The sequence below is a fragment of the Aliivibrio sp. SR45-2 genome (assembly GCF_963890165.1).
Taxonomy (GTDB): domain Bacteria; phylum Pseudomonadota; class Gammaproteobacteria; order Enterobacterales; family Vibrionaceae; genus Aliivibrio; species Aliivibrio salmonicida.
In genome coordinates this window covers 62130-81529 of sequence record NZ_CAWPRC010000183.1, presented here as the reverse complement: position 1 = coordinate 81529, position 19400 = coordinate 62130, and the positions used below count along the sequence as shown (strand labels likewise).

The 19400-nt window shown below is 40.2% G+C and carries 20 protein-coding genes; 13 read left to right on the top strand and 7 right to left on the bottom strand.

What is annotated here, in order from left to right; all coding sequences use genetic code 11:
* Positions 1 to 44 precede the first annotated feature (44 nt).
* The 12 genes from AACV33_RS17395 (at position 45) to rpoS (ending at position 11415) form a co-directional block, all read left to right on the top strand.
* Positions 45 to 1178: a flagellin gene (locus tag AACV33_RS17395; protein ID WP_182699469.1), complete on the top strand. Its 1134-nt coding sequence runs from the start codon at positions 45 to 47 to the stop codon at positions 1176 to 1178.
* 99 nt (positions 1179 to 1277) lie between these two features.
* Positions 1278 to 2102, top strand: a complete 825-nt coding sequence (gene mazG / locus AACV33_RS17390) for a nucleoside triphosphate pyrophosphohydrolase (RefSeq protein ID WP_182699468.1) — start codon at positions 1278 to 1280, stop codon at positions 2100 to 2102.
* A gap of 130 nt (positions 2103 to 2232) precedes the next feature.
* Positions 2233 to 3873, top strand: coding sequence for a CTP synthase (locus tag AACV33_RS17385; protein ID WP_012550987.1), 1641 nt, complete (start codon positions 2233 to 2235; stop codon positions 3871 to 3873).
* Between the two features lie 76 nt (positions 3874 to 3949).
* Positions 3950 to 5248 (top strand): phosphopyruvate hydratase, encoded by a 1299-nt coding sequence (gene eno / locus AACV33_RS17380; RefSeq protein ID WP_012550986.1) that lies wholly within the window; start codon positions 3950 to 3952, stop codon positions 5246 to 5248.
* A gap of 181 nt (positions 5249 to 5429) precedes the next feature.
* Positions 5430 to 5714, top strand: a complete 285-nt coding sequence (ftsB, locus tag AACV33_RS17375) for a cell division protein FtsB (RefSeq protein WP_017021330.1) — start codon at positions 5430 to 5432, stop codon at positions 5712 to 5714.
* Between the two features lie 3 nt (positions 5715 to 5717).
* Complete coding sequence (gene ispD / locus AACV33_RS17370; protein WP_012550984.1) at positions 5718 to 6437, top strand: 2-C-methyl-D-erythritol 4-phosphate cytidylyltransferase; 720 nt, start codon at positions 5718 to 5720, stop codon at positions 6435 to 6437.
* Positions 6434 to 6913, top strand: a complete 480-nt coding sequence (ispF, locus tag AACV33_RS17365; protein WP_012550983.1) for a 2-C-methyl-D-erythritol 2,4-cyclodiphosphate synthase — start codon at positions 6434 to 6436, stop codon at positions 6911 to 6913. Before ispD ends, ispF begins: the two co-directional genes overlap by 4 nt.
* 14 nt (positions 6914 to 6927) lie before the next feature.
* Complete coding sequence (gene truD, locus AACV33_RS17360) at positions 6928 to 7974, top strand: tRNA pseudouridine(13) synthase TruD (protein WP_182699467.1); 1047 nt, start codon at positions 6928 to 6930, stop codon at positions 7972 to 7974.
* 30 nt (positions 7975 to 8004) lie between these two features.
* Positions 8005 to 8769 (top strand): 5'/3'-nucleotidase SurE, encoded by a 765-nt coding sequence (gene surE, locus AACV33_RS17355; protein ID WP_182699466.1) that lies wholly within the window; start codon positions 8005 to 8007, stop codon positions 8767 to 8769.
* Positions 8769 to 9395, top strand: a complete 627-nt coding sequence (locus AACV33_RS17350; RefSeq protein ID WP_017021326.1) for a protein-L-isoaspartate(D-aspartate) O-methyltransferase — start codon at positions 8769 to 8771, stop codon at positions 9393 to 9395. Before surE ends, AACV33_RS17350 begins: the two co-directional genes overlap by 1 nt.
* A gap of 6 nt (positions 9396 to 9401) precedes the next feature.
* Positions 9402 to 10394 carry a peptidoglycan DD-metalloendopeptidase family protein gene (locus AACV33_RS17345; protein WP_182699465.1) on the top strand — a complete coding sequence of 331 codons (993 nt, stop codon included), beginning with the start codon at positions 9402 to 9404 and terminating at the stop codon, positions 10392 to 10394.
* Between the two features lie 55 nt (positions 10395 to 10449).
* Entirely contained in the window at positions 10450 to 11415 is a 966-nt protein-coding gene (rpoS, locus tag AACV33_RS17340; protein ID WP_182699464.1) for an RNA polymerase sigma factor RpoS, read from the top strand.
* Between the two features lie 94 nt (positions 11416 to 11509).
* Here rpoS and AACV33_RS17335 read toward each other — a convergent pair whose 3' ends face one another.
* From AACV33_RS17335 to AACV33_RS17315, 5 genes are all read right to left on the bottom strand, one after another.
* Complete coding sequence (locus AACV33_RS17335) at positions 11510 to 12136, bottom strand: CDP-alcohol phosphatidyltransferase family protein (protein WP_182699463.1); 627 nt, start codon at positions 12134 to 12136, stop codon at positions 11510 to 11512.
* On the bottom strand, positions 12129 to 12776 hold the full coding sequence (locus AACV33_RS17330; protein WP_182699462.1) for an ATP-binding cassette domain-containing protein: 648 nt from the start codon (positions 12774 to 12776) through the stop codon (positions 12129 to 12131). The genes AACV33_RS17335 and AACV33_RS17330 overlap by 8 nt, the downstream gene beginning before the upstream one ends.
* Entirely contained in the window at positions 12736 to 14433 is a 1698-nt protein-coding gene (locus AACV33_RS17325; protein WP_370527104.1) for an ABC transporter permease, read from the bottom strand. The genes AACV33_RS17330 and AACV33_RS17325 overlap by 41 nt, the downstream gene beginning before the upstream one ends.
* Positions 14434 to 14563: 130 nt before the next feature.
* Positions 14564 to 15124 (bottom strand): DUF2301 domain-containing membrane protein, encoded by a 561-nt coding sequence (locus tag AACV33_RS17320; protein WP_017021320.1) that lies wholly within the window; start codon positions 15122 to 15124, stop codon positions 14564 to 14566.
* A 278-nt stretch (positions 15125 to 15402) separates the two neighbouring features.
* Positions 15403 to 15537, bottom strand: coding sequence for a hypothetical protein (locus AACV33_RS17315; protein ID WP_017021319.1), 135 nt, complete (start codon positions 15535 to 15537; stop codon positions 15403 to 15405).
* Positions 15538 to 15552: 15 nt separating this feature from the next.
* On the opposite strand from AACV33_RS17315, the gene AACV33_RS17310 reads away from it, so the two are divergent.
* Entirely contained in the window at positions 15553 to 16767 is a 1215-nt protein-coding gene (locus tag AACV33_RS17310) for a NupC/NupG family nucleoside CNT transporter (RefSeq protein WP_017021318.1), read from the top strand.
* Positions 16768 to 16855: 88 nt separating this feature from the next.
* On the opposite strand, the gene AACV33_RS17305 is transcribed toward AACV33_RS17310, so the two are convergent.
* Positions 16856 to 18184 (bottom strand): anaerobic C4-dicarboxylate transporter, encoded by a 1329-nt coding sequence (locus AACV33_RS17305; protein WP_026025383.1) that lies wholly within the window; start codon positions 18182 to 18184, stop codon positions 16856 to 16858.
* Positions 18185 to 18439: 255 nt separating this feature from the next.
* Positions 18440 to 19378: a homoserine O-acetyltransferase MetA gene (metA, locus tag AACV33_RS17300; protein WP_017021317.1), complete on the bottom strand. Its 939-nt coding sequence runs from the start codon at positions 19376 to 19378 to the stop codon at positions 18440 to 18442.
* Positions 19379 to 19400: the final 22 nt, after the last annotated feature.

The following is a 19400-nucleotide window of genomic DNA, read 5'->3' as shown; positions in this document are numbered from 1 at the left end:
TTCAATCCTATAACAATAAATGAAGCCGACCCGGAGCAAGAACTATGTCAATTTCAGTAAATACAAATATCTCAGCAATGACAGCGCAACGTTACATGAATAATGCAACAGCTGCTCAAGCGGATTCAATGGAGAAATTGTCTTCAGGTTTAAAAATCAACAGCGCTGCTGATGATGCTTCTGGTCTGCAAATTTCAAATCGTATGACAGCACAAACTCGTGGTTTGAATGTTGCTGTTCGTAATGCCAATGACGGTATGTCGATAGCTCAAACTGCTGAAGGCGCAATGAAAGAAACAACAAATGTTCTTCAGCGTTTACGTGATTTATCACTACAATCTTCAAATGGTTCAAACACCGATGCTGACCGTGATGCAATGCAAGAAGAGGCAAGCTCACTAACGGATGAATTGAATCGTATCGCTGAAACAACATCGTTTGCAGGAACTCGTTTAATTAATGGTGAGTTTGGTACTAAGTCATTTCAAATTGGTGCGGATTCAGGCGAAGCCGTTGCGATGACATTAAATAGTATGCGAGCAGATGAAGCGACGATGGGCGGTAAATCTTATTTTGCAGAAGAAGGTCGTGACATTAACTGGACGGTAGGCAAAGAGAATACGCAATTTAATGTTCAATATAATGATAAAAATGGTAATGAACAAAAAATCAATATTGCCGCAAAATCGGGTGATGATATTGAAGAGTTGGCTACTTACATTAATGGCCAAACAAATGAGTTAAGTGCTTCTGTTACTGAAAAAGGTATTCTACAAGTATTCATGTCTGGTGAGACTATCTCTTCTCCATTAACCTTCAGTGGCTCTCTCGCTAATGAGTTGAAAATGGGTGGGGAATCAGACGATACCGTTGCTTCTATGAATCTGACGACCGTTGGTGGAGCTCAGCGTTCTATTGATGTGATTGATGCAGCATTACAATATGTTGATGGTAATCGTGCATCACTTGGTGCGTTTCAAAATCGTTTTGAAAGTGCAGTAAATAATTTAACCAACATCAATGAGAATATTTCTGACTCAAACAGTCAAATTAAAGATGTTGATTTTGCTAAAGAAACGACAAACTTAACTAAGAATCAAATTTTAACTCAATCAAGTTCTTCGATTCTAGCCCAAGCAAAACAAGCGCCGACGGCAGCACTGGGTTTATTAAAGTAAGCTTTCTAAATGCCTTTTAGTTTAAGGCGAATGTATTTTTGAAAAAGCGGTGACTATAATGGTCACCGCTTTTTTGTTTTTAATCACAGGAAAATAGGTATGACAACCCCAAATAATATGGAACAGTTACTTTCAATTATGACTCAGTTAAGGGATAAGAAATCTGGTTGTCCGTGGGATCAAAAGCAAACCTTTGATTCTGTTATTCCTCACACCATAGAAGAAACCTATGAAGTAGTGGATGCAATTCATAAGAAAGATTGGGTTAATTTAAAAGAAGAACTTGGGGACCTATTATTTCAAGTTATTTTCTACTCTGAAATAGCAAAAGAAGAGCAGTTGTTTGATTTTAGTGATGTGGTAGATACATTAAATGAAAAGTTGATCCGTCGTCATCCACACGTTTTTGGTGATGAAGTCCTTTCTACGGATGATGAGATTAGTGCTAATTGGGACAAAATAAAGCAACAAGAGCGTGCAAATAAACAGGAAAGTGACCCAGGGTCTAAGATTGGGAATGACAGTATTTTAGATTCAATTCCTACCGCCTTACCTGCATTATTAAAAGCCAATAAAATACAAAAACAATGCTCAAAAGTAGGGTTTGACTGGAATGAACTGCAACCGGTTGCTGAAAAAGTGAATGAAGAGGTCGCAGAGGTTTTAGAAGAGGCGATAAAAAATCCACGGGATGAAAATAAAGTAGAAGAAGAATTAGGCGATTTACTTTTTGCTACAGTAAATTTAGTTCTCCATTTAGGAAAAAATCCAGAGCAAGTGTTATGCAAAGCAAATGATAAGTTTGAACGCCGTTTTCGTCAAATTGAAGCGAACATCGCTAAAAAACACAAAACTTTGCAGCAATGTGATTTAAATGAACTAGACTCTGAGTGGGAAAATGTGAAGCGAAGTGAGCGGAATTGATTTGGAGCAAAAAATAAATCAATTAACTGTGATACTTTTCACGTTGTGGCCATAAAGCGGTTCTGGTATATTCATTTCCCGTCCAGATAAAATCCATTTTATTCCTCAATACACCAATTTCAGGTAACGTATGACGACGAATTACATTTTTGTAACTGGCGGGGTTGTATCCTCTCTAGGTAAAGGTATTGCAGCAGCATCATTAGCAGCTATTCTTGAAGCTCGTGGCTTAAAAGTCACTATGATGAAGCTTGACCCATACATCAACGTTGATCCAGGCACAATGAGCCCAACTCAACACGGTGAAGTATTCGTCACGGAAGACGGCGCAGAAACTGATCTAGATTTAGGTCACTACGAGCGCTTCATTCGCACCAAAATGACTAAACGTAATAATTTTACGGCTGGTCGAGTTTACGCTGATGTTCTACGTAAAGAACGTCGCGGTGACTACTTAGGTGCAACTATCCAAGTTATCCCTCATATTACGAATGCGATTAAAGAACGTGTTATTTCTGGCGCTGCAGGCCATGATATCGCACTCGTTGAAGTTGGTGGCACAGTTGGTGATATTGAATCTCTGCCATTCATGGAAGCGATTCGTCAACTTGCTGTTGAGCTAGGTCGTGAACACACAATGTTTATGCACTTAACACTTGTTCCTTACTTGGTTGCAGCAGGCGAGCTTAAAACTAAGCCGACTCAACACTCAGTAAAAGAGCTACTGTCTATTGGTATCCAACCAGATATCTTAGTTTGTCGTTCAGATCGTGTTATTCCAGCAAACGAACGTAAGAAAATTGCTCTTTTCTGTAATGTACAAGAAAAAGCAGTTATCTCAATGAAAGACGTAGATTCAATCTATAAAATCCCACAATTGATCCGAGCGCAAGGTACTGATGATTTAGTGTGTCAACGCTTTGGTATTACCGCTCCTGCCGCTGATCTTTCTGAGTGGGAACAAGTAATTTATGAAGAAGCGAACCCGACTGGTGAAGTTACTATCGGTATGGTTGGTAAATACATTGAATTACCAGATGCTTACAAGTCAGTAAACGAAGCATTAAAACATGCGGGCTTGAAAAATCGCTTGAGCGTCACTATTAAATATATAGATTCACAAGATGTTGAATCTAAAGGTACTGAAATCCTAGAAGGTCTAGATGCAATTCTAGTTCCTGGTGGTTTTGGTGACCGTGGTATTGAAGGTAAGATCCTTGCTGCTCAATACGCTCGTGAAAATGCAGTACCATATTTAGGAATTTGTCTGGGTATGCAAGTTGCGCTAATTGATTACGCGCGTAACGTTGCTAATATGGAAGGGGCTCACTCTTCTGAATTCTCTAAAGACACTAAATTCCCAGTTGTTGGTCTAATCACAGAGTGGATTGATGGCGACGGTAATGTTGAAGAGCGTACTGAGAAATCAGATCTAGGCGGTACAATGCGTCTTGGTTCTCAACTATGTCATCTTGCTAAAGGCTCTAAAGCTCGTGAGCTTTACGGTAACGCAACAGTTGAAGAGCGTCATCGTCACCGCTATGAAGTAAATAATAATTTACTTCCGCAGCTTGAAAAAGCCGGTCTTAAGATCTCTGGCTTATCTGCTGATAAGAAGCTTGTGGAGATAATTGAAATCCCTAACCACCCATGGTTTGTGGCTGCTCAATTCCACCCTGAATTCACATCAACACCTCGTGATGGACACCCATTATTTGAAGGTTTTGTTAAAGCAGCAGGCGAAAATGCCCGCGGTGAATTCGAAAAGTAATAGGATTTACGGGTAGCTGTCCAATGTTGTGGCAGCTATTTTTAGCTTTTAAATTAAAGAAAATAGAGGAAACACAATGTCTAAGATCGTTAAAGTTCTAGGTCGTGAAATCATCGATTCTCGTGGTAACCCAACAGTTGAAGCTGAAGTTCATCTAGAAAGTGGTTTTGTTGGTATGGCTGCTGCTCCATCTGGCGCATCTACTGGTTCTCGTGAAGCTCTTGAGCTACGTGACGGCGACAAATCTCGTTTCCTAGGTAAAGGTGTTCTTAAAGCTATCGCAGCTGTAAATGGCCCAATCGCAGAAGCTCTAATCGGCAAAGACGCGAAAAACCAAGCTGAAATCGACCAAATCATGATCGATTTAGATGGCACAGAAAACAAAGCAAAATTTGGCGCTAACGCAATCCTTGCTGTTTCTCTAGCGAATGCTAAAGCTGCTGCAGCTGCTAAATCTATGCCTCTTTACGCTCACATTGCTGAACTAAACGGCACTCCTGGCGTATTCTCTATGCCTCTACCAATGATGAACATCATCAACGGTGGCGAGCACGCTGATAACAACGTTGATATCCAAGAATTCATGATTCAACCTGTTGGCGCTAAAACGCTTAAAGAAGCGGTACGCATGGGCGCAGAAGTTTTCCACAACCTAGCTAAAGTTCTTAAGTCTAAAGGCTACAGCACAGCGGTTGGTGATGAAGGCGGTTTCGCTCCTAACCTTAAATCTAACGCTGAAGCGCTAGAAGTTATCGCAGAAGCTGTTGCAGCTGCTGGTTACGAGCTAGGCAAAGACGTTACTCTTGCTATGGACTGTGCTGCTTCTGAGTTCTACAACAAAGAAGACGGTATCTACGACCTTAAAGGCGAAGGTAAGAAATTTACGGCTGAAGAGTTCAACCATTACCTAGCTGGTCTTGTTGAGCAATTCCCAATCGTATCTATCGAAGATGGTCTAGACGAATCAGATTGGGCTGGCTTCAAGCACCAAACTGAACTTCTTGGCGACAAAATCCAACTAGTTGGTGACGATCTATTCGTTACAAACACTAAGATTCTTGCTCGTGGTATTGAAGAAGGCATCACTAACTCAATCCTTATCAAGTTCAACCAAATCGGTTCACTTACAGAGACTCTAGCTGCAATCAAGATGGCTAAAGATGCTGGTTTCACAGCAGTTATCTCTCACCGTTCAGGCGAAACTGAAGATGCAACAATTGCTGATCTAGCAGTTGGTACAGCGGCAGGTCAAATCAAAACTGGTTCTATGAGCCGTTCTGACCGTGTTGCTAAGTACAACCAACTAATCCGTATCGAAGAAGCTCTAGGTGAACTAGCGCCATTCAACGGTCTTAAAGAAGTTAAAGGTCAATAATCTCAATTTTTGAGAGTATGACTTAATTCTTTAATCGTTCGATTAGAATTTTGATACAAAAACCGTCTCATTTGAGGCGGTTTTTTTTATTTCAGCTATACAGCTAGTGAAGTTCTAATGAGGGGTTGATATAGTTAGCGCTCTTTTCATTATAACTCAAACATTTGTTGCCGGAGCTACTATGCGTGCATTCGCCGTTTTACTGATTATTGCCTTAGGTTGGCTGCAATATACCTTATGGTTTGGAAAAAATGGCATGGCGGATTACGCTCAAGTATCCAATGATGTTCAGCTTCAAGAAGAAGTAAATCAAGGGTTACGTAATCGAAATGGACAAATGTTTGCTGAAATCGACGATTTAAGAAAAGGTTCAGCGGCAATAGAAGAGCGAGCTAGGCATGAACTCGGTATGATAAAAAAAGGTGAGACCTTTTATCGCATTATTGATGAAAATAGTGAGGAATAAAAAATGTCGTCATTGTCTCCTTTATTTATTACTGTAATCGTACCTGCTGCAGGTGTTGGCAGCCGAATGAAAGCCGATCGTCCAAAACAATATTTAGTACTTGATGGTAAAACAGTCATTGAACATACCATTGAAAACTTATTGGCCTTTCCTATGGTCAATACGGTCATTGTTGCAATCAGCGATGATGACCCATATTTTGATGCGTTATCTATTGCTACCGATAAGAGAGTGATTCGAGTCTCTGGTGGGGAAGAGCGTGCTGATTCTGTTCTTTCTGGTCTAGAATACGTACAAAAAAACACATTAAGTCAGTGGGTTATGGTTCATGATGCGGCGCGCCCTTGCCTTCGCCATAGCGATATTGCTAAGTTAATTGAAGCAGTGATCCCGGATCATCTGGGTGGTATATTAGCCTCGCCAGTTCGAGATACGATGAAGCAGGCAAATTCAGATTTAAGCATCAGTACAACGATTGATCGCAGTGTGTTGTGGCATGCATTAACACCGCAACTGTTCACTACCGAGTTATTGTATACCGCATTAAAAACAGGTTTAGAACAAGGCTTATCGATTACGGATGAGTCTTCTGCTATCGAATTTATGGGATATCAGCCTAAACTCATACAAGGTCGGGCCGATAACTTAAAAATAACTCAACCTGAAGATCTTGATTTAGCAGAGTTCTACCTTCAAAAAATGAAAAAGGAAATCAACGAATGAGAATTGGACACGGATTTGATGTACATAAATTTGGTGGAGAAGGCCCAGTTATTATTGGTGGAGTCAGCGTTCCTTATGAGCAAGGGTTAATTGCTCATTCAGATGGTGATGTTGCACTGCATGCATTGTGTGATGCTTTGCTTGGTGCCATTGCGGAAGGAGATATTGGTCGTCATTTCCCTGATACTGATGATAAATGGAAAGGCGCCGATAGCAGAGCTTTGCTTAGAGATGTATATCGTCGAGTTAAAGAAAAAGGCTTAGAGCTAGGGAATGCGGATGTCACAATCATTGCACAAGCCCCTAAGATGGCGCCTCATATTAAACATATGTGCGCTGCTATTGCTGAAGATTTAGAAACAAGCTTGGATAATGTAAACGTCAAAGCGACCACGTCCGAGGGTTTAGGCTTTACTGGTAGAAAAGAAGGCATCGCTTGTGAAGCTGTGGTGCTGTTAGTTAAAAAATCTTATTAATTAGAGACAAACTTATGTCAGACATCATGTCTACTTTTTCATGGTTATACGGAAAGCCAGTTGCAACGGGTAAATTAAAGCAGCTACCTGAACACTTTATTGTAAAAGAAGTATTAGGGTATGAGTTCACTGGTAAAGGTGAACACTTAATGGTTAAAATTCGTAAAACTGGAGAAAACACGAAATACGTAGCGAATGAATTAGCTAAGTTTTGTGGTGTTAAATCAAAAGACATCAGCTGGGCTGGTTTGAAAGATCGCCATGCGGTGACTGAACAGTGGTTAAGCGTTCATCTTCCAAAAAGTGATCACTTGAATTTTGTTCTATTTGAAGTGGCACACCCTGGTGTCGAAATTTTAGAAATGACGCGTCATCATAAAAAATTACGTCCAGGCGATCTTCTCGGAAATAGCTTTCAGTTAATTGCGACTGAAGTGACTGATATGGATGATGTACTGGCTCGTTTAGAGAAGGTAAAAGTAACGGGTGTACCAAACTATTTTGGTGCTCAACGCTTTGGACATGAAGGCAATAACGTAACAGAAGCGCGTCGTTGGGGGCGTGAAAATGTCCGTACTCGTGATAATACGAAACGCAGTTTTTATCTATCAGCAGCGCGTTCGTGGATTTTTAACCATATTATTTCTCAAAGAATAACAGAGGGTTACTTCTCTCTACCTGTTGATGGTGATATTCTACTTGATCAAAACGATCGTACGGTTAATGAGAATGTAACGTCAGAAGACTGCATTCAAAAAATTAAAAAGGGTGAATTATCAATCAGTGCAGCACTTGCTGGTGATAATCAACTGCCAACGACAGAGAAAGCATTAACGTTTGAGCAACCACAACTGGATGCTGAACCAGACTTAATGGCCTTGATCCGTGGTAACCGTATGCGTCATGAACGCCGTAGCATTGAATTACATCCAGAGAACCTACATTGGTCTGTGGAAGGCGATCAACTTACCTTAAACTTTTCACTAACATCGGGCAGTTTTGCTACGGTTATCGTTCGTGAATTGTTACAAGAAATTGAAGTTGAACGTACATACGATTAGAACGACTTAAGAAATGAAGTGGAGAACTGAGTGAAGAAATTGCATATATTGCTAAGTAATGATGATGGGGTATTTGCTGAAGGGATTAATACTCTTGCTTTAGCTCTTATTGATATCGCAGATATTACTATTGTTGCTCCTGATCGTAATCGTTCAGGCGCGTCAAATTCTCTTACTCTAGAATCTCCACTTCGTGTCCGCCAAATTGCGGAGCATATTCACTCAGTACAAGGAACCCCAACCGATTGTGTTCATTTTGCATTGAATGAGTTAATGAAAGATAACTTACCTGATTTAGTCATTACAGGGATAAACCATGGTGCTAATTTAGGGGATGATACGCTGTATTCTGGTACCGTTGCAGCGGCAACAGAAGGGCATTTTTTAGGTTTGCCAGCCATAGCAATGTCATTGGTCGGAAAAACACATTTTGATACTGCAGCTCAGGTTGCGGTTGAATTAGTTAAGAATCATTTAGTAAAACCATTAACAACCAAAAGAGTATTGAATGTTAACGTTCCGGACTGTGAATATTCACAATTATCAGATTGGAAAGTGACTCGTTTAGGTGCAAGGCATCATTCTGAAAGCATGATAAAGGCAAAGGATCCTAGAGGAGAAACCATTTATTGGTTAGGTCCTCCAGGGAAAAAGCAAGACGCTGGAGAGGGCACGGATTTCTATGCCATTGCTAATAACAGTGTGTCTATTACCCCTTTACAAGTCGATTTAACAGCACATGATTCATTAACAATGATGAAAGAATGGCTACCATTGCCGGAGAGCACTCATTAATGATGCATTCTCGCTCTGAGTTACTTGATCAATTCTTACGTCAGCAAGGTATCCTCAATGAGGATATTCTTTTGGCTATCCGACAATTGCCACGTGAGCGATTTGTTCCTGAAGCATTAGCACATCAAGCCTATCAAAATAATGCGTTACCAATCGGTGAGGGTCAGACGATCTCTCAACCGTATATTGTTGCAAAAATGACGGAACTATTGGAGCTTCAATATGACTCCAACTTGTTAGAGATAGGAACAGGCTCAGGTTATCAAACCGCAGTATTAGCCAAATTAGTAGGGCACGTGCACTCTGTTGAGCGCATTAAATCATTACAATGGAACGCGAAGCGCTTATTAAAGCAGTTAGATCTTTATAACATTTCAACTAAGCATGCTGATGGTTGGAATGGTTGGCCAAGTAAAAGTCCGTTTGATGCCATCATCGTTACCGCTGCCGCAGAATCCATCCCTAATGATCTTCTTTATCAATTAAAAGAGGGAGGACGGTTAGTCATTCCCATTGGTACAGAGTCACAACAATTGCTCCGAATTACCCGTCATGGAGATGAATTCCATTCTGAAGTGATCGAAGAGGTGCGATTTGTGCCTTTAGTTTCAGGGGACTTAGCATAAGTGAATATGGATAAAATAAAACAATACTTCTCTTTCTCTTACTTGGGTGTGATAGCTCTTAGTTTATTGCTTGTTGGCTGTTCATTGGGGCCACATCGTCCTGCGCCAGTATCAAGCGTTAATAGTAAGGCATCTTCTTATGGTGGTACTGAGCGTGGTAGCTATCGAGGAAGTTACTATAAGGTTGAAAGCGGGGATACGTTATATTTTATTTCATATGTAACGAATAAAGATGTTAAAGAGCTTATTGCATATAACGAACTTAAAGCACCTTATGTGATCCAGCCAGGACAAAAAATAAAATTATGGGGCCCTCGATATATTGCTCCTGCGTACGGTGATGATGGTCATTCCGTTATTAAAGAGAATGGTACCCCAAGCTCTACTGCAACAGCGGTTGCCGTTGTTCCTGTTGCTACGAATAAAGCACCGAGTACGGCAAAACCCGTTACGTCCGCTAGTACAAAAACACAACCTGTTCAAAAACAAAGCACAAAAAAGGTTGAAAAGGCGAAATCGAAGGAGTATGTTGAATCTAACAAACCGATAACATCTTCTAAGCCGAAGCCGGTTGTTAAGCCAAAACCGAAGCCAACACCGAAACCAAAACCAGTAGAAAAAAAATCGGAGAAGGTAGATTCGTGGTTATGGCCAACTAAAGGAAGAATCATTGCTAAGTTTTCAACAGGAGACCAAGGAAATAAAGGGATAGATATCGCCGGTCAACGTGGCCAAGAGATCATCTCAACCGCAAAAGGAACCGTGGTTTATGCAGGCAATGCGTTAAGAGGTTATGGCAACCTAATAATTATTAAACATAATGACGATTACTTAAGTGCCTACGCCCATAATGAATCATTGTTTGTGAAAGAAGGTCAAAACATCAATGCGGGACAAAAAATCGCATCAATGGGTAGCTCAAGTACGAGCAGCGTTCGTTTGCATTTTGAGATCCGTTTTAGAGGGAAATCGGTAAATCCACAACGGTATTTACCGTAACAGGGATGACATAGCTGAGTTGTAATGTCTTGCTGGCTCGCCATCGGGAGGCGCTATGAGTAAAAGCAATGCAGTAACTAAAGTTGAAGAGTTTGATTTAGACGCAGTTGATGAAACTGAACTAACGACAAAGACAGAAAAAAAATCTGAACGTCTTGAAGTTAGTAGTTCGCAAAAAGTAATGGATGCGACTCAACTGTACTTAAGTGAAATTGGATTTTCACCACTTCTAACCGCTGAAGAGGAAGTGTATTTCAGTCGCCTAGCCTTGAAAGGTGATGTTGCCGCTCGATCTAGAATGATTGAAAGTAACTTACGATTAGTGGTGAAAATTGCACGTCGTTATAACCATCGTGGTCTTGCTTTATTAGATTTGGTTGAAGAAGGTAATTTAGGTTTAATTCGCGCGGTTGAAAAATTTGACCCAGAAAGAGGCTTTCGCTTCTCTACTTATGCCACTTGGTGGATACGTCAAACGATTGAACGTGCCATTATGAACCAAACGAGAACCATTCGTTTACCAATCCATGTAGTGAAAGAGTTAAACGTATACCTGCGTGCCGCTCGTGAGCTATCCCAAAAATTGGATCATGAGCCTACGCCAGAAGAAATAGCCGAAAAGCTAGATAAACCAGTAAGCGATGTGAGTCGAATGCTGCGTTTAAACGAGAGGGTCGCTTCTGTTGATTCAATGGTTGCCGGTGAATCTGATAAAGCACTGCTTGATATTATTCCGGATACGAAAAATGCCGATCCTGAATCCGAAACACAAACAAACGATATTAACGAATCTTTAGTTGGCTGGTTAAGTCAATTAAATCCAAAACAAAAAGAAGTCGTTGCACGTCGTTTTGGACTGTTAGGGTATGAAGCGTCAACGTTAGAACAGGTAGGCCGAGAGATTGGTTTAACTCGAGAACGAGTAAGGCAAATCCAAGTTGAAGGGTTAAGGCGTTTAAGAGAAATAATGACGCAACAAGGTTTGAATATGGAAACTCTATTTGCTGTTGATGACTTTTAAACTCATTTTTATTCAACAATAAGTAGAATCATAAAAGCCACAGCAGGGTTACTTGCGGTGGCTTTTTTAGTTTATGAGAAAGAGGATTAATTTATCATTGATCGCTTTTTTCACTGTCTTTTAGTGTATGAAACCCAGACCAAATTCTGTTTATTGTCGTGATCCAACATAGAGCGGAAAACACATAAGCAATGATTGAAAAGTGAAAAGGGAATAAGCAAAATAAAACAAAACAGCCAATCGTTTCTGTTCCTTCGGTTAACCCTCTCATGTAATACAATGATTTGTTTTTGTAGACTGGGTTATCTATATTTCTTTTTCCTGCCATCACCGCAAAAGCCAAAAAACTGCTGCCAGTACCGATAAATGAAAAGATAATTAATGCGCCTGCAATGGCGTTATGTTCTGGATTCGCGAGAATAAATCCAAAAGGAATTAAAGAATAAAAGAGAAAATCTAAGCTAATATCTAAAAATCCTCCCGAATCTGTAATGCCGTTGATTCTTGCTAATGCCCCATCCAAACCATCACAAATACGATTTAGTAAAATGAAAACCAAAGCAATATTGTATTCTTGAAAGATTAACGCCGGAAAAGCCATGCAGCCTAAAACGAAGCCAAAAACCGTCGTTTGATTTGCGGTTATACCAAGTTTATTTAATTGATTTGCCATTATTGATAAGGGTTTACGTATAAGTTGGATGCTGAACTTATCAAGCATGGGGAATCTCCATTGGCCAAGAGAGGTGTTGGCTATTGTTCGGAATGTCATCATTATCATGAGTTACTAATAGTGTAGGTATATTGGCTTCAGCGAGTTGTGTGAATACCCAATCTCTAAATTGTATACGAAGTGCTTTGTCTAATTTACTAAAAGGTTCATCAAGTAAAGCGACTTTGGGCTTTGCTAGAAGCATTCTGACTAAACTAATACGAGCTCGTTGACCTCCTGATATTTGATCAGGAAAAGAGTGAGCTAAATGGTCTAATTGAATGTTTTTTAATGCGTTAATGGCCTCTGCTTGTCGTTCTTTTCCTTTAATTGCGTTAGGCAAAGCAAAGGCAAGATTTTCCCATACCGAAAGGTGAGGGAAAAGAAGATCTTCTTGAAAGAGAATACCGACATTTCTTTTATGAGGAGCCAAAGTATCAATGTCTTCTCCATTTAACTGGATGCTGCCTGAGTAGTTGAAATCATTCGTTAGATGACCTGCGATCACGTTTAATAGTGTTGATTTTCCACAGCCACTTGGCCCCATAATACTCAGTACCTCCCCTTTATTTACAGATAAAGAGCAAGAGGACAATAACTCAGTCCCATTATGAGTGAAAATGGTGAGATTCTTTATTGATAGGCTCATGACCTTCAACCTTCCTTGTCTTAATGTTGATGTGGGAATGACGAGAATAATATCGACCGATAATGACGGCTAACGTAAAGAAAACAAAAGGCAATAGCGCTTGCCACAGTGCATAAAGTGCCGTAATTCGACGATCAAATCCACTGGATAATGCCACAGCCTCCGTCGTTAGCGTCATCACTCTTCCTGCTCCTAACATCTGTGTTGGTAAATATTGAGCCAAACTGACACTGATCCCTATTGCTCCTGCATAAATAATGGCAGGAAAAAGTAAGGGGGCCTTAATCGTGAACCAACAATGTAATGGTGACTTACCTAAACTTAATCCTGTTTGAATTAAGCGTTGATCAAAACTACGCCAAGGGCCATCTAGTGCAAGAAAAATATAAGGGAAAGAGAAAAATATGTGTGACCAAATCACCCAAATATAATAAGAATCATGAGAGAAATAGAGTGCAGCAACTTGAATACCAAACAAAAGAGAGAGTTGGGGTACTAACATCGGTATCGCTATCAGTAGAGGCGGGATATGCCAACGATATTTAAGTCTATATTCATGCCCAATCAATGCCAACACAAGAGCGATACTTGCTGAAATAAGAGCAATAAAAAGGCTGTCAGCAATAGTCGGGACAATATTCGGCCATTCTTCAATCCAGAACCGTAGAGAGAACTGAGTAGGCGTTAAATTAGGAAATCGCCACCGCTGTGCGATGCTCCATACCCACATAATAGGAAAAGAGATAACAATAATGCTACTAACCATCCCAAATAAAGAAAGCCCTGGAAATACAAATCCAAATCGGCCAGAGATTTGCCATGCTCGGCAATAGCTTGTTATTCCCCATTCGATAAAGCGGTGAATGGCAATTAGCAGTAAACACAGGATAAATAGGATAACAGCCCCTGCGCCCGCTCGAGGCTGAAGGTTAATGTCTGGATCACTAAACCATTGCCAAACTAAAACAGCAAAGGTTGGGGGGTTACTAGATCCAATAATTAAACCCACATCAACCACTGAAACGCTGTAAGCAATGATCGCCAATAAAGGAAAGCGCGCTTTTTTTAGCCATTGAGGAAAAAGGCACTTCCACCACATTTGATGAGGCTTATAGCCTAAACTGGTCGTTACTTTTATTGTTTTATCAATATTGAGCTGCTGCATTATCGGAATGCTCATGAGTAACAAAAAAGGCACTTCTTTAATGATAAGCACTAAGATTAGACCGATATTGAACGGGTCATTAATGATTGAAAATAAAGGTTCATTAGTTATGGGAGCAATGAGTCTGGCAATCATTCCGGTTGGAGAGAAAAGAAAGGCGAACCCAATAGCGAAAGCAACATGGGGCATTGCAAGTAAAGGGGCTAGAAGTGGTTCTATTTTTTTCCAAATAGGACGATGCCAACCACTTTGCAAAATGGCAAAGGAGATAATGCAAGTAAAGAAGGTACTGATGATAGCACTGGATAGCGTTAATAAAATGGAATGCCAAACGCCACTCCACTCAAAAGCCGCATGATAGCCATTCAGAGTAAACTGAGTTAATCCAATGGAGGGGATATAACTCAATGATGAGCTTAATACACCAATTAGACCGGGAGCAATAGGGACAATGCAGATCACAACAAGAAAAGCATAGAAAACGTGTAATATCATAATCTTGTTATTTAGATCCTAAAAAATTATAGACCAGTATTGGAGCAACAAGTTCCAGTTATAAAATGAATCATTTGATTAAATTCCCCCTATCCATTTAGGGATGGGGGCACTGTTATGACGCGATTTAATTTTGATAATACGCTTTATTGCCAATATCAAAATGCAGTGGCATACGCCATTTTTGTATAGCAAGAAAAGCAAATACAACGCTAGAAAATGCCAAACAAGCGAGTGCAATGATCCAGATATTTAATGCGAGCATTAACACGGCGGTACAAAGTAAAAATGGAATGGCTTTTAGTCCCGGAACGCTGAAACAAAATGATTCTTTCATCGCAATACCAGAGAAGGTAATAAACAAGAATCCGATAGGTAACCAAAAGTAGTGGCTATTGTCTAACTGGCTTAATAATACTAAACCTATCCACGTTGACCACGTAATTATTATACGGATTTTTTTATCATACACATGCAAATTTGCAGCGCTCATTGCACTTGATACCGCTAAGGCTAGATACGCCAATTTATCGAGAGGTTGCTCAAGAGCGATAAGTCCGATCTCATCTGACAGGGCAATGCACGAAAGAAGAAGTGCCAAGCTAAAAAGTGCGATTCCACAACGATAAGTAATAACACTGAATTTATCGATATTATCCAGTTTTTCAATGTGCTCTGTATTCGCCATATTTATATTCCAATTTTAAGCTTAGCCTATAACTGTAGCATGCTTATGATTGAAATTGCCTGTATATATTTCGTTGTATATGTTTATTTTTATGGTGATAAAGGCGGTTTTTTTTGGTTATTTGTACCTTATTGGTACGGTTGTTTTTCAGTTAGGTAAATTCAGTGATTAATGTCACATATTTGGTGATTTTAAATCTGCGCAATGTATACTCCTTTTCCCAATACAAGCCGTCACAGGGAACAGTGAATGACCCCAAGGATTAGGACCAGCTACTGTTAAACAGCTTGTAAAGGAACCCAAATGAACAGCTTTTTATCTATTTCTACCTCCTCTTGGTACAGTAACGCTTCACCATTAACGTCCTTTATTGCGGCGTGCCCTTTCGTTTCTTCATATTTACCTTTAATCATTAAATAGGCATTACTATGACCATTTTATTTAGTCTACTTGGCATGTGCGCGCTTATTTTTTGTGCATGGATATTTTCTGAAAAACGTTCAGCTATCAATTGGAAAACCGTTCTTAGAGCTCTTTTTCTACAACTCACTTTTGCAGCTCTTGTACTTTACTTTCCATGGGGTCAGACGGCTCTTGCTGCGCTAAGCCGTGGGGTATCAAGCTTGTTGGGTTTTGCTGATGAAGGCATCGCGTTTTTATTTGGTGATTTAGCATCAACAGGCTTTATTTTTGCGATTCGTGTATTACCAATCATTATTTTCTTCAGTGCCTTAATTTCTGCTCTGTATTATTTAGGCATCATGCAAAAAGTGATCGCTGTTTTAGGTGGCGCGGTTCAGAAATTCTTAGGAACAAGTAAGGTTGAATCTTTAGTTGCGACAGGTAACATCTTCTTATCTCAAGGTGAATCACCTCTACTTATCCGTCCATTCTTGGCAAAAATGACACGTTCGGAGCTGTTTGCTGTGATGGTCGGTGGTATGGCATCGGTTGCTGGTAGTGTTCTAGGTGGTTACGCCGGATTAGGGGTTGAGCTTAAATATTTAATCGCAGCAAGCTTTATGGCGGCACCGGGCAGTTTATTAATGGCTAAGATTTTAGTGCCTGAGCAAGAAACGCCGGTTGATCAGCATGAGTTAACGATCGATAAAAGCGAACAGAGTAATGTGATAGATGCACTGGCAAGTGGTGCAATGAATGGCATGAAAATCGCGGTCGCTGTCGGTACGATGTTGATTGCTTTTGTCAGTGTGATTGCAATGCTAAACAGCGGACTAGAAATGGTTGCTGGATGGTTTGGCTTTGAAGGCATAACGCTGCAAATTGTGTTTGGTTATTTATTTGCACCTATTGCTTGGATCATTGGTATTCCTGAAAGTGAAATGGTGATGGCGGGTTCATACATTGGTCAAAAAATAGTATTAAATGAGTTCGTTGCTTTTATCGACTTTGTTCAACATAAAGATCAATTATCAGCTTACAGCCAAGTAATTATTACTTTTGCATTATGTGGTTTTGCTAATATTAGCTCGATAGCAGTTCAATTAGGTTCTATTGGTGTGATGGCACCAGAGCGCCGTGCTGAAGTCGCGAATATGGGTTTTAAAGCGGTACTTGGTGGTACGTTAGCTAACTTAATGAGTGCGTGTTTAGCCGGTTTGTTCTTTAGTTTATCTCTGTAAGATTGTTTTAAAAAAGCCCGAGATGCAGGTTGTTATTAACAACCATGCTCACGGGCTTTTTTTAAACGTTAAGTCTGATTAGGTTACCCTAACCAATCACTATTTGTCCTAATACATAACCGACCATACAGGCCGAAATTACCCCGATTAAACCAACCGACATAAACGAGTGGTTAAAGTAGTATTTACCAATCTTGGTCGTACCTGAGCTATCAAAGTTAACCGTAGCAATATCTGATGGATAGTTTGGAATAAAGAAGTAACCATAAACTGCAGGCATTAAACCAATCACCAAAGCAGGCTCTAGACCTAGAGCAAGGCCAACAGGTAACATCATTCGAGCCGTTGCTGCTTGAGAGTTAACGACTACAGAGACAATGAATAGCGCTAAAGCGAATGTCCATGGGTGAAGTGTCACCATATCCACAATTCCGGCTCTAAATTGAGGCATTGCGTATTGGAAGTAGGTGTCTGACATCCAAGCAATACCGAAGATCGCAATCGCGGCAACCATACCTGATTTAAACACCACACCATTTGGAACATCACGAGGATCGGTCTTCGTCGCTAATAGAATGACACCACCAAACGCCAACATCATCATTTGGATCACGACTGACATTTTGATCGGAGCGCCACCTTCTGTGATGGTGCGGATCTCTGGCAACATAGCGATGACAACAATAGACACGATGGCAGCTAAAAAGATAAGTACCGCATTGCGGGCTTTGGTTGGTAGTTTTTCATCTAAAGACGTAGAGGTAGTGTTTAAGATTTTTTCACGCCAAATAGGATCTTTTAAACGAGCTTGATACTCTTCATCATCGTCTAATTCTTTACCACGACGTAAACTGTACAGCGCCAACATTAGCGTACCAAATAACGTTGAAGGAACCGTAACCATTAAGATCGACAATAAGGTAATTGATGCATCGATATCGACTAATTGCGCTAAATAGTAAACAACCGCAGCAGAAAGAGGGGAAGCGGTAATGGCGATTTGAGAGGCAACAGAAGCCGCCGCCATAGGGCGTTCAGGTCGAATGCCATTTTTTAATGCCACATCACCAATAATAGGCATAATCGAATACACCGCGTGACCTGTACCTAGCAAGAATGTCATCGCATAGGTAACAAAAGGAGCGATGATAGTAACGCGTTTCGGGTTCTTTCTTAAGATCCGCTCTGCGACTTGCAGCATGTACTTTAGGCCCCCAGCGGCTTCTAGTATCGATGCACAAGTAACAACCGCTAAGATAATAAGCATAACGGTAACGGGAGGAGATGTAGGGGGCATTTTGAAGATAAACACTTCAATAACCAGACCAATCCCAGAAACGACGCCTAAACCAATCCCGCCAAAGCGAGAGCCAATATAGAGCACCAGTAATAGAAAGATAAACTCAAAATACAACATAGAACCACCTGCATAAATGCAAAAAATAATAAAAAATCAATTACAGGCATTAATACCTTACATATCAGAGGCTTTTATTGAGCTTGTTCTCATTTAGAGTGTTGTTGGTTTTGTAAATAGAGGTTTGATTGATCTGAGTTAAAGGGATGACTATTTTTTTGATCGAAATAAAAAAGTGTGGGCTATCTATCAGATAAATCTAGATGGTTTTATTATTAGTCGGGCGTAACTGATGTATTACGCCCTAGTGAGGAGTTAATCGCGGGTGAAGTTGAGCTCTGAAAAATGGTCAAGATCATACGGTGTTTGTTGGTAAACACAGTAATTCAACCAATTAGAAAACAATAAGTGTCCGTGACTACGCCACGTCGCTTTTGGTGGAATATCAGGGTTATCATCAGGATAATAATTAACAGGAATAATAGGTTCCATTCCTTCACCTAAATCACGAACATATTCATTATGTAAAGTGAGAGAGTCGTATTCAGGGTGACCAGTAACAAATACATTTCGCTTGTCTTTGGTTGATGCTAAATAAACCCCAGCTTCTTTTGAGGTCGCAAGGATGTCGAGATCGGTATGAGCGTTAAGATAATCGGCAGAAAAATCCGCATAACGAGAATGAGGCGCTAAAAATTGATCATCAAAACCACGTAAAATGGGGTGATGTTGTTCAAGGTTGGTGTGTTTGTAAACACCAGACAGTTTTTCTTTGCGTGTGCGCTTTGGTAAATCATACAGCAATTTTAAACCGGCTTGTGCCGCCCAACAAACATACAAACTCGATGTGACATGATCCTTTGCCCACGTCATGATGGTTTGTAAGTGCTCCCAATAAATAACATCTTCAAATTGGACTAAACCCAATGGAGCGCCAGTAATTATCAAGCCATCAAAATTACGATTTTTAATGCCTTCAAATTGGCGATAAAAAGTATCTAAATGTTCGGTAGGGGTATTTTTACTGGTGCGATTATCAATGCGTAATAGCTCAACATCCACTTGTAATGGACTGTTTGATAACAAGCGAAGAAATTGAGTTTCTGTTTCTATCTTCTTAGGCATCAAATTTAATATGATCACTTTAAGAGGACGAATGGCTTGTGTGGTGGCTCGAGATTCTTGCATGACAAAGATATTTTCTTCGCGCAATACTTCAGCAGCAGGGAGTTGGTCAGGGATTCTAATTGGCACAACTTATCCTTAAGTTATTTTT